This is a genomic window from Vagococcus sp. WN80Y, from assembly GCF_059621045.1.
Genome location: NZ_JCAQHY010000048.1, coordinates 1 through 1,200 on the forward strand (window position 1 = coordinate 1; position 1,200 = coordinate 1,200).

General features: G+C 47.2%; 2 protein-coding genes. Both read left to right on the forward strand.

Annotation, left to right across the window (positions count from 1 at the left end):
- Positions 1-417: hypothetical protein (locus AC5KOD_RS02585; RefSeq protein ID WP_496912980.1), on the forward strand; the 417-nt coding region annotated here is incomplete at its 5' end.
- Positions 418-509: 92 nt separating this feature from the next.
- Positions 510-1,200 (forward strand): MalY/PatB family protein (locus tag AC5KOD_RS02590; protein WP_496912981.1); only part of this gene is annotated, 691 nt, incomplete at its 3' end.

Below are 1,200 nucleotides of genomic sequence, written 5' to 3' on the forward strand. Positions count from 1 at the left end.
GAACCCAAGCCCATGGATAAATCAGCTTCGACGGGCATTCTTAATCTTGCGTTGTTTGCCAGCTTTATGAGTTCCTTTGCTTTGGCTACGTGGTCAGTCGTAGTGGCCTTAATCGTTAAAATTGTCATTTTGATGGTGATTGCTTTAGTGGCAATTTTCCTTGCCACCTACTTTTTCGGCAAGCTTTTTGGTTACTCGCCTTATATGACCTTTGCGATTGGCCTGAACTGTTTCCTTGGTTTTCCTTTTAATTTTGCCTTAACCACCGAAGCCATCAAAGGCGCGACCAGTGACCAAGCCGAAGCGGATTATTTAACCGCCTATATGATGCCCAAGATGATCATCGCAGGCGTCGTTTCCGTCTCCCTTGTGTCAGCCATATTAGCAGGAATCTTCGCTGGCATTGCCTTTAACTAATTTGTCTCAAAGAAAAAAGGAGGAACTACATGACTTATGATTTTACTACCAGTCGCGATCGTTTGGCCGACGGCTCAGCTAAATGGCGCCAAATGCGCGACAGTTACCCTGATTTACCCACAGATATTGTGCCCTTATCCGTAGCCGATACTGATTTACGACATCCACCAGAGCTGATTGAGGGCTTGAAGACTTACCTTGAGTCCATGGTTTTAGGCTACACTCAACCAACCGAGGCCTATTATGAAGCCGTGATTAACTGGATGGCGCGCCGTCATCAATGGCAGGTTGAAAAAGACTGGTTAGTTGTCTCACCGGGCATCGTGACGGCTCTTTACCATTCAGTGAAAGCTTATACGGAAGTGGGCGAGGGGGTCCTGATTTTATCCCCTGTTTATTATCCTTTTAGAGCGGCCATTGAAAAGTCTGGTCGTGAGGTGATCGCCAGTTCTTTGGTCAATCAAAACGGTCACTACACCATTGATTTTGTGGACCTAGAAGCCAAAGCCAGCTTGCCTCAGACCCGCTTATTGATTTTTTGTAGCCCGCATAATCCAGTAGGCCGTGTTTGGCGCCAAGCGGAACTAGAAGAAGTCGACCGAATTTGTCGTCAGCATCAGGTGGTGGTCGTTTCCGATGAAATCCATTTCGACCTGATTTCACCAGGCTTTCAGCATACCGTCTTCAGTACCTTGTCGGCAGAGGCTCAAGCCAATTCAGTGATTCTAACCGCACCGAGTAAGAGCTTTAATCTGGCTGGCCTCCAAACAGCGAATGTCGTGA